Source organism: Lysinibacillus sp. LK3, assembly GCF_001043675.1.
GTDB lineage: Bacteria > Bacillota > Bacilli > Bacillales_A > Planococcaceae > Lysinibacillus > Lysinibacillus capsici.
In genome coordinates, this window is the sequence record NZ_LDUJ01000039.1 from 1 (window position 1) to 10695 (window position 10695).

The window sequence follows — 10695 nt, forward strand, 5'->3', positions numbered from 1 at the left end:
GCAATATACAGTGTGATTAAAAATGTAATTAATAAAGTTAAAAGGTTAGATAAAATAAACTTACTAAATGAATATTCTATAAAGAAATTATCTTCTGCAAATATTGGACTAACAAAAAAAATATATCCAACTTCTAAAATTCCTTTAAAGGCCATGAGCATAAAAATATTAATTAAATCTTTTTTTTTCATTCCTTCTCCTCAAAACTTATAAGATAAACTCTTTTAATACCATTAATTTATTTATTTTGATAAATATTGTTTTTCCCAAACTGCTAAATTATATAATTTCCATATTTCTTTATCAGATATATTGTCTAACTCTGGAAGTACAGTATAGATTTCTTTTAATAAAGAGGATTCATTTATATATTTTTTCATTACTTCCATATGCTCTTTTAACCAAATATCTGTAGGAGCTTCAAATCCCTTTTTATCTCTTCGCCAGCTTATAGTTTTTGGAACCATCGATTCTAAGTATTTCCTCAAACAAAATTTTGTATAGCCTTTATTGATTTTATTCTTCAAAGGTAGTTTTAGAGAGGTTTCAATTACTTCATGATCTACAAAGGGTACTCTAGCTTCAATAGATGCAAGCATAGAATTTCTATCTTCATTTTTCAATAAAGTGGGTAAGTTTGTTTTAGTCAATTCTAAAATCTGTAATTCTTCTAAATTCTTATTTTCATATCCTAATTTTCTGAAGTTATCAACAGCTAAATCACTATATATCTCTTTCATATTAATATGGCGTTTTTTTAAATGCTTTACCCTTAGTTTAAAGTTATTAAAATAAACATACTGTTTTAATAAGTCTATATATCCCAATTTTGAGTTTTTAACTATTCTAGGGAATTCTTTTACAAAAGGTATTATTTTCTTTTTTCTTATTAAATCAGATAGCATCCATGAATAATATCTCTCGTATCCTAATAAAGTCTCATCCCCACCTTGACCATCCATTATCACTTTTATTCCCTGTCTCTTTGCTTCCTGCATAACAGCATATTGCATAAATATTGATGGACCGCCTACAGGTTCTTCCTGATAATAAAGACATTCTTCTATGTTTGTTTTAAAATATTCATAATCTGGTTCAACTACATGCCAATCAATATTTAGATGGTCTGCAACAATTTTAGCAAATTTCGTTTCATCTGTTTCTTTAGAAATCGATTTAGCTGTAATAGATTTAATGTTATCATTTTTTAAAATTGAAGAAACCTTAGCAGTAACTGTAGATGAATCTACCCCACCAGATAAACACGTACCTACTTGTACATCACTTTGAACATGAATTTCAAAAGATTTATCTAAAACCTTATTAAAATCACTTGTTGTACTTTCACGTTTATTCTTTATACTTTCAGCTAAATCATAATATCTATTAATCTCAAATTTTCCACTCGAAATATCAAATTTAAAAGAACTACCACCCTCTAATTGATATACATTTTGAAAAAATGTTTGATTATCATAGTTCATTAAATTTGTTAATAAATAAGTTGATACAACACTCATATTAGGTTTTAAATTTTTTTCCAATCCTAATAAAGGTTTTATTTCAGAGGAAAAAGATAAGAAATTATCTTTTCTTATATAATATAACGGTTTTATCCCCATACGATCACGAGATCCAAAAAGTATATTTTTCTCTTTGTCATATATTACAAAAGACCACATCCCTCTTAAATAAGATTGACATTTTTCACCCCAGTGTTCATAAGCATGGATAATAACTTCTGTGTCTCCTTGGGTTTTAAATATATGTCCTTCTTCTTGTAACTTCTCTCTTATTTCTTTGTAATTGTATATCTCACCATTAAATACGATAGTGTAGTGTTTGTATTGCATTGGCTGATTGCTTGATGAATTCAAATCTATTATTGATAGTCTTGCATGACCTAAATAGACGTTGTTTTGTATACTAATACTTAAATTATCAGGTCCTCTATGTTGAATCTTATCTAGCATAACCAGTAAATCATCTTTATTAAGATGATCATTTTGATTGATAAAACCTACTATTCCACACATTTTATACTCCTTTTTTACCTCTATTTAACGCAATAAAAATCATTATTAAATACAAAAAATAAATAAGAACTTCACTAATTGCGAAAGCCTTTAAATACAGCATCATCCCGAGTGGTAAATATTTTAAAGCTACAATTAGGCTAACAATCATGTAAATAAATTGCCAAAGACCACCTAATAGTATATTTTCAGGCTTTAAGAATACTACACTTAACGGAGAAATAATAAATCTTATTAAAAATGGAAAAATTAATATTTTTGAGTACTCTCCAACAATTCTCCATTCTTCGCCAAAAATTATTGCGAATAATGGTTCTCCCCAAAAAATAAAGATAGGGGCTATAAATATACTTATAATTACTAAGCTACCCAATATTATTAGGGTTAATTTTATATTTTTTTTATAATCTTTTTCTTCAGTTATTTGTTTTAAATATACTTGAGAAACTGATGAAGAAATAAAAGTTAAAGGAATAAAAATGGTTCTTTTTGATAATTCATAAAAACCAATTAAGCTTGCATCTTGATATTTATTCATCATCAATACAGGAGATTCAGTTGCTATCTTATCCATTACTGCAGTATTAGCTGAGACTAATGGATATTTCTTATATTTTTTTAGAATTAAAAAATAGTTTGGTTTATCTGAAACTTTCTCTTCCTTCCTTAATATACCTTTACGTAATCTGTAAAGAGGAAATAGTATACTAAAAACTACCCCAGCTATTAGACCTAATACACCTGTTTTAAAAACACCTAAAATAATTTGTATTACTGTCATACTAATATTTTTATCTACTTTACTTTTAGATATTAAGTGGTACTGACTTTCGTCATTAGCTATATAAGTAGTAAGTTGTAACATTCCAAAAAAAATAAAAAATAAAGGTCCGAAAAATACAATTAAATTATAATCTATGCCCTTAAACATTTCCTTGAAAAAACTAGAAAATAGTATTAAGAACATTAAAATTATTATTGTAAGTATTGAAGTAATTGTTAAACTAATATTCTTTAATGGAATTTTTTCATTCTCATGTGCTGACATAATGGCTACATCTAACCTCAAGTTCACAAAGACTGTTAAAATAGAGGTAATAGAAATAAATACTGCAAGTATACCAAATTCGTCAGGAGAGTATAATCGTGTTAAAACTGGAGATAGTAAAATTGGTATTAACTGTGCTAATACTGTCCCGGTCATTAATATTGATATGTTTTTAACTATTTTACTTATATTTAGATTCATATTCTTATTCATAGCTATAATTTAAAGTATGTTCCACTTTTGTAAGCCTTGTTATAAATATTCCTTGTATCTAAAACAGCTTTTGAAGCTTCCATAATCTTATCGTATTCAAACATACTATGATTTGTAGCAATTAATACTAATTCTGCTTCTTGTAATAGTTGATTAGAAATTTCAACAGTTCTAATTTCTTTGTTCTCCAACTTAAACCGTGGGATATGTGGATCAACTACAGTCCACTCAGCACCGAATTGTGAAAGCTTCTTTAATATTGGAATCACTGGTGATTCTCTATAATCATCAATATCTTTCTTGTAAGCAATTCCCATTACGACAACTTTTGAACCTTTTAATGACTTCCCTTGCTCATTTAATATTTCCATACAACGTTGAACAACAAATTCTGGCATACTATCATTAATCTCACCAGCTGTTTCAATCAATTTTGTATGATAGTTATATTCACGAGCCTTCCATGTTAAATACCAAGGATCAATTGGGATACAATGTCCTCCTAAACCTGGTCCCGGATAAAATGGCATAAAACCATATGGCTTTGTAGCAGCAGCATCAATGACTTCCCATACATCAATCTCCATTTTATTGCATAAAATTGCCATTTCATTTGCCAAAGCTATATTAATATTTCGGAAAGTATTTTCAAGTAACTTCTCCATTTCTGCTACTGCCGGGCTAGAAACCTCGTGTACATCACCATCTAAAACTGTTCTATACATTGTTGCTGCTATCTTTGTACAACTTTCTGTAACTCCACCAACTACCTTAGGGGTATTTTTCGTATTGAAATCTTTATTGCCTGGATCAACACGCTCTGGTGAGTATGCTAAGAAAATATCTATCCCTATTTTAAAGCCCTTCTCTTCTAAAATGGGTTTAATTAATTCCTCAGTGGTCCCAGGATAAGTTGTACTTTCTAGTACAACTAATGTTCCAGGTGTAATATGGTCAGCAACTGCCTGTGCTGAGCTTTTAACATAATTCATATTTGGTTGCTTATAAATATCTAAGGGTGTTGGAACACAAATGGCCACAGCATCTACATCCTTAATAAATGAATAGTCTGCTGTTGCTGTTAGCTGTCTCGATTTTACAAGTTGCTCTAGATCAGCAGGTATTACATCACCAATATAGTTTTCACCCGCATTTACTTTATCAACTTTTTCTTTCTGTACATCAAAACCAATTACTTTAAAGCCGGCTTTTGCCTTTTCTACAGCGAGTGGTAAACCAACATACCCTAAACCAACAACACCAATTGTAGCATTTTTGTTTTCAAGCTTATTCTGTAATTCTAATGCGCGTTGTTCCATGTTTCTCATTCCTTTATTATAAAGTTATCAATCTTTTTTCTTCGGATGATTTATAGAAGTTTAATACAACAGATAAAGCTGTTTTTCCATCTTCACCTGTCACAACAGGTTGTCGATCTTGCACTATAGCTTCCATCATGTCTGATAGTATAATTTGATGTCCTGGTATTCCCCAAGGATTTTTGTCGATTGATTCTTTTATTTCTAATGCCTCAGCATCTGACATGCCTTCTATTATAATATCCTTAAAGTATAAAGCATTTGTTCCACCAATTTTCACTGTACCTTTTTCACCAAATATTGTTATAGATTCTTCATAATTTCTAGGGTACACTGTTGTAGATGCTTGTACTGTAGCCAATATTCCTGTTTTAAATCGAATAATACCTGTTGAAACATCCTCCGCCTCAATATCACGAAGTCTCGTAGCATCCATACTCATGACTTCTACTGGCTTTCCTAAATACCAAAGAAGTAAATCCAAGTTATGTATTGCTTGGTTCATTAAAACCCCACCGTCAAATGCTTTTGTGCCTCTCCATGGAGCTTGATCATAATAATGTTGACCTCGATTCCAGTTTACAATACATAATGCATGACTAATCTTACCCAGCTTTCCACTATCCAAGATTTCCTTTAATTTCAAAGCTACAGGACGGAAACGATTTGGGTGTACAACTGCTAGCTTTACATTATTTTCAGTAGCAGCATCGATTATTCTGTTTGTTTCTTCTATAGACATTGCTATAGGCTTTTCTATAATAATATGTTTTTTATATTTTGCTGCTAACTCCGCTAAAGCAGCATGGCTTCCGCTAGGGGTACATATATTAACAATATCAATATCAGAGCTTTGAAGCATTTTTTCAAAATCTGTATACGTTTCTGCTCCATGCTCTTCTACATACGGCGCCATAAGCTCTGGTACTTTATCACACACAGCATAAAGCTTTGCCCCATTTATATTTTTTATCGCTTCTGCATGCTTTTTAGCGATAAATCCACACCCTACAATTGCAAAATTCATTGTCAAACCTTCTTTATTTTTTAGTTTCTATTTTATTATTTGCCACATTGATAAGTAATTTTTGCATTTTCTCATTGTTTAATTTCATGATAGAATCAAGAACTTCTATTAACTCATTATTATTTAAAGGGACTGCCTTCCCAATATGAATACCTGGAAAAACATGTTCCTCTTGAATTTCTTCTTTATTTAAAAGTTCCTCATACATTTTTTCTCCTGGTCGTAATCCTGTAAACTCAATTTTAATTTCTTCCTCAGTAAATCCAGATAATTGAATTAAGTTTTTAGCTAAATCAACAATTTTAACTGGCTTTCCCATATCCAGTACAAAAATTTCTCCATTACCTGCTAGTGTACCCGCCTGTAATACTAATCGAGAGGCCTCTGGAATTGTCATAAAGTAACGTGTCATGTCTGGATGTGTAACAGTTACTGGACCGCCTGCTGCGATTTGTTTTTTAAACAAAGGAATTACAGAACCCCTTGACCCTAGGACATTACCAAATCGTACAGCTGCAAATTTCGTTTGACTATTTTTTGCTAAATTTTGTACAACCATTTCTGCAATTCGCTTAGTTGCACCCATTACATTTGGTGGATTAACTGCCTTATCAGTAGAAATCATCACAAAGTTTTTAACATCAAATTCGTGAGCAGCTTCAGCAATATTTTTTGTTCCAAATATGTTATTTTTTACAGCTTCACGTGGATTATCTTCCATTAATGGTACGTGCTTATGAGCTGCCGCATGGTAAATTACATCTGGTCTATATTGCTCTATAACTTCAAAAATTCTAGCTCGATCCTGAATATCGGCAATAATCGGAATCAGATCTGTGCCAAAACTTCTTTGTTGCAGCTCCATATGAATGGTATAAATAGAATTTTCACCATGCCCCACTAAAATTAACTTTTTAGGTTTAAAATTCGTTACTTGTCGACAGATTTCTGAGCCAATTGATCCACCTGCACCTGAAACAAGTATTACTTTATCTGTCAATTTATTAGAAATAGCCACCATATCTAACTTAACCTCGTCACGGCCTAGTAAATCTTCTATTTGAACCTCTTTCATTTCATTGACAGCCACTTTACCAGTCATTACATCCTCAATACTTGGCATAATTTTTACAGGTAAATTGGTTTCTGAACAATCTTCATATATACTTTTTATTCCAATCCTTCCTAAGGAAGGAATAGCTATGATTATTTCATCAATTCCATGCTTTGCAACGAGTTTAGGAATATCCTTTGTTGTGCCAGCTACTGTGATATTAATTACTTTCAATTGCTGTTTGCTAATATCATCATCTACAAATACAATTGGTAGTCGATCAGGATTTTGTGCAGTTAATAAGTTTTTAGCGAGCATTGTACCGCCCTGCCCTGCTCCTACAACTAAGACACGTTTTAAATTTGACGTATTTCGAAATGATTCTCTGTCGTTTAAAACGCGTAACAAAAAACGAGAACCACCAATCATAATAATGTGTAACATCCAAGTAATAACCATTACCCTAAAATAGACATCATTTTTAATGATGTATTGCATACCACTAGCCGTTGCAACAGATATTGTAACAGCATAGGCAATTGTCAGTAACTCTCGGACTGATGCAAAACTCCAAATACGATCATAAAGATGGAAAAAGTATGCAGCAATATGATGACTGATTAATAGCGTTACAGCACTCACTAAAATAACTTTATCTGAATAGCCATTGATTGTTGGATGTAATAACCAATAACTCATATAAATTGCAGATAGCACGATACAAGAGTCAATAATAAAAAAAAGCATGTAACGCATTCTATAATTCATATTAAACCTCACTTCTAACTATTTCATATTGCACTCTTCTTCCAATATTCTCTAAAGAATACTATACCAAGCCCTAGCATTACCCCAACTACTAAACCTATTGCTAAATTCAATAATTTATTTGGAGAAGATACCCCCTCAGCTAAAGATGGCTCTGCAATAATTCGAATAAATGGATCGGGCTTAAAGCTATCAAGCTCTGTTTTAATAGATTGATAATTAGTAAGAATATTATGATATTCTTCTGATTTTGTTTGAATTTGGACCTGCAATTGTAACAACTGATTTTGTAAATCACCATTAACATTTGATAAAGTTGCTGCTTGCTCCTCTGAAATATTTAGGACAATTTCTGAGTTTATAATTGTTTGTAATATTAGTATTTTAGGCAAATTATTTTCGCGAATTATTTGATTATACTGTTCTATATTTGAATTGATTTCTTTTGTTAAAGATTCAGCTTCTATTTTATAAGTAGATTCTAATTGTTGTAACGTTTGCTGAACAGATTCATTCATCTTTTGTTTTGTAGCATCCATTAAGATCTGTAATTGTTGCTGCGCTTCTTTAGCTGAATTAGATGTATACTTTAGCTCTACTATGTTTTTGGTAGGATCAGCATCAGTCGTTGTGACTAAACTTTTTTCATCATATTTTATTTTAATACCTGCATCCTGTAATGCTTGTTGCATAATTTGTTTATTTTGAATACGTTGAGTATAAATCGCTGGTGTAAATTCTGTTGAAACATAGTTTGCCATAACTCCTGTATCTTGAACTGCGCTTGCTACTTGTACCACTGCCTTTGATTCATATTTTTCCTCTAATACAAACCAGCTTGCAACCCCTGCTAAAAGCATACAAACAATAGTACATATCGCAATTAAGGCTTTTCCCTTCCAAACAATCTCTATTAACTCTCTTAATTCAATTGTCTCTTCCATCTATTTGCTCCTTATTTTTTAAAGTCATCGATAACAATATACCTGCTATTATCCACATTACTGCAGATACACCTGGTATGCTATCATTAAAGAAACCTTGTAATAAATACGCTCCCCAAGCTGTACCTAATATCCAAATGGCAGACTGGTTTTGCTTTACAGCCATTTTTAAAGGTATAAATAATGACATTACTAGTAGTACAATTACACAGATGAAACCAATAATTCCCGTACCATATAACAAGCCCATATATATACTATGTGGTTTATCTACAATTATATTGTCATACCACATACCAGCCCTTGTATCAATATTATAGTGAGGGAAGTTATACATAAAGGTATCTAAACCGTATCCAAATAACGGGCGTTCTTTTAACAATTCTAACCCTTTACCCCAAATATAAGCACGGCCTGAACCAGCTGAAGTATTTCTCTCTGGTAACACAGGTAACTCAAACTTCTCTGCAGCATAAGCCTTTTTTATCCAACTAATTTCTACATTACCGTTCACACTTGTGACTAAAGCAGATTCTTCTTTAACATAGGGGTTAGACTTCACAATAAATCCTACCGACTCAGTCCAAACACGGGCATCTTTACTAGCTAAAACATGGAACACAGGTACAGTTGCTACTATAAAAACAACAATCATTATAAAGCTTTGTACTTTTTTCTCTGATCGAAGTGCTACAAATAAAACTACAATCATCATTGCGCAAACCGTTAAGAAACCACTTGTTGAAATAGACATTAACATAACCGCAACTGACATTATTGTTATTATTAAATGTCCAATTGCTCGTCCAATATGCTTCTCTAAACAAGCTGCTGTTAAAAACATGACAATCATAATAGCAAACATCCCACTCATATAGTTCCACTGGTTCAAGGTACCTACAAGCACAGAGCCTTCACTAAGGCTTGCACCTGCAGGTAAAAATAACATTACTAATTTTTTTACTACTGCTTTTTGTAATAGATCATTACCATAAAAATTCATAGTAATAATGAATAGATTAATAATCACAAAAGGATACAATGCATATAAAACGTAGTTTAATACCTTTTTTGGGTATTCAATATTCATAGCAATAAAGAACAAGGCTAAATAACATAGCCAACTAATAGCGCCATCTGCACGGTTATATTGGCCTTGTAAAGCTATAGAAATATTTGGTGAAAAAATTGTTGATAGCACAATTGCTACAGCAAATGCTCCTATTGCATAATTCAATTTTGTTTTCCGTAATTCACCGTTCATAAATAAAATTTTCGCTATAAACACTCCAACAGCTAATATAGTAATAATTAGAATAGTTAAAGCTTTATAGTGCGTAAAAAGGTCACCCTTTTGCCCACCTGTTAGTGCACTTACATTAGTAATCAGTGGTGTTTGAAATTCTATTAAACTTGCCATTACGATTAATGGAACAAAACCAATTATTATAAGAAGTAACCCAAAAATCCATTTATCTGCAGATTTTTGGGATTGTATATCTTCTTCAACATCACGATAGGCAACTTTCTCGTAAAACTTACTCATTATTCGTACCTTCCTTTAGTTGTAAATTTTCTATTTGAGCTAATAGTGTACTAATTTGCTCTTGATAATTTGGAAAACCATCTAATGTCCATTGTGATTCTTGACAACGCAATAATACTATTTTTGCCTCTTCATATTTTTCAGCACCAACAAATATTTCACCCAATTGAATCATGAATCTTGGATCTTCCACTTTATTTGGGTTAATGTCTAATACCTTTTGCATATATATTGCAGCTTTTTTCAGATTACCATTTTGAGCAGTTATTAGACCTGCTACATAATTTGCTACTTCTGAATGAGGATGCTTCTTTAAAACTTCTGAAATCATTAACTCTGCACTATCTAAATCACCATTACCTTGGAACTCTAAAGCTTGATTATATAAAGACTCAGACATCATAAACTCTTCATCTTGTTTACCTGCTAAAACATTTGCCACAATCAGTCCAACAACTATCAATGCGACAATACCTGACAAAATATATTTTTTTCCGGATTCTGCTAATGTCATTGTAAGTCTACCTTCCTCGAATTATGTATTTTTGCACATAAGGTCATTATACTATAAAATGACAACCACATGTAGGATGCATTACCAATTATCAATTAAAAACCCCATATATTATTTATAAATACATCAAAATTATAAATAATCTTTCTCTTAGAGCCTTATAACCTATCAGTAAAATTTGTTAAAACCACTCTATCTAAGCTATTAGTTTTATACCTTTTATATA

The 10695-nt window shown here is 31.4% G+C and carries 9 protein-coding genes; all 9 read right to left on the bottom strand.

All coding sequences use genetic code 11. The annotated features are described in order from the left end of the window. Positions 1–191: hypothetical protein (locus tag VK91_RS23130; RefSeq protein ID WP_048395815.1), on the bottom strand; the 191-nt coding region annotated here is incomplete at its 3' end. Between the two features lie 51 nt (positions 192–242). Further along, entirely contained in the window at positions 243–2036 is a 1794-nt protein-coding gene (gene asnB, locus VK91_RS21680) for an asparagine synthase (glutamine-hydrolyzing) (protein WP_048395817.1), read from the bottom strand. A gap of 1 nt (position 2037) precedes the next feature. Then, a complete protein-coding gene (locus VK91_RS21685) occupies positions 2038–3285 on the bottom strand; it encodes a lipopolysaccharide biosynthesis protein (protein ID WP_197078744.1) in 1248 nt (415 codons plus the stop codon). Between the two features lie 14 nt (positions 3286–3299). Further along, positions 3300–4625, bottom strand: coding sequence for a nucleotide sugar dehydrogenase (locus tag VK91_RS21690; protein ID WP_048395820.1), 1326 nt, complete (start codon positions 4623–4625; stop codon positions 3300–3302). Positions 4626–4632: 7 nt separating this feature from the next. Then, positions 4633–5643: a Gfo/Idh/MocA family protein gene (locus VK91_RS21695; RefSeq protein ID WP_048395821.1), complete on the bottom strand. Its 1011-nt coding sequence runs from the start codon at positions 5641–5643 to the stop codon at positions 4633–4635. A 13-nt stretch (positions 5644–5656) separates the two neighbouring features. Then, positions 5657–7465 (bottom strand): nucleoside-diphosphate sugar epimerase/dehydratase, encoded by a 1809-nt coding sequence (locus VK91_RS21700; protein WP_048395822.1) that lies wholly within the window; start codon positions 7463–7465, stop codon positions 5657–5659. 23 nt (positions 7466–7488) lie between these two features. Further along, entirely contained in the window at positions 7489–8409 is a 921-nt protein-coding gene (locus VK91_RS21705) for a Wzz/FepE/Etk N-terminal domain-containing protein (protein WP_048395824.1), read from the bottom strand. Then, positions 8393–9955 (bottom strand): O-antigen ligase, encoded by a 1563-nt coding sequence (locus tag VK91_RS21710; RefSeq protein WP_048395825.1) that lies wholly within the window; start codon positions 9953–9955, stop codon positions 8393–8395. Before VK91_RS21710 ends, VK91_RS21705 begins: the two co-directional genes overlap by 17 nt. Then, a complete protein-coding gene (locus VK91_RS21715) occupies positions 9948–10469 on the bottom strand; it encodes a M48 family metallopeptidase (protein WP_048395828.1) in 522 nt (173 codons plus the stop codon). The genes VK91_RS21710 and VK91_RS21715 overlap by 8 nt, the downstream gene beginning before the upstream one ends. Positions 10470–10695 lie beyond the last annotated feature (226 nt).